Annotated in this window: 1 protein-coding gene; it reads left to right on the forward strand. The window is 44.6% G+C overall.

The window, feature by feature from the left end; genetic code table 11:
- Positions 1-126: 126 nt before the first annotated feature.
- The coding region (locus SB765_RS32985; RefSeq protein ID WP_410932944.1) for a hypothetical protein at positions 127-242 on the forward strand (116 nt) is incomplete at its 3' end.

Genomic DNA, 242 nt, shown 5'->3' on the forward strand with positions numbered 1-242 from the left:
TAATTATTTTTTGAGTGAAATCCATACAGGAGGCAAATCAAAAAAAGTCTATATTTCACTTTGCCCGCGCCGCGAAAGTCACTGATAATGCGCCGCGTTCATGTCCTCAAAATGGCGTAACGTCCTATGCTACATTTGTTTGCTGGCCTGGATTTGCATACCGGGCTGTTATTATTGCTTGCACTGGCTTTTGTGCTGTTCTACGAAGCCATCAATGGTTTCCATGACACAGCCAACGCCGT

The sequence above is a fragment of the Pseudomonas sp. SIMBA_067 genome, assembly GCF_046534675.1.
Classification (GTDB): Bacteria; Pseudomonadota; Gammaproteobacteria; order Pseudomonadales; family Pseudomonadaceae; genus Aquipseudomonas; species Aquipseudomonas putida.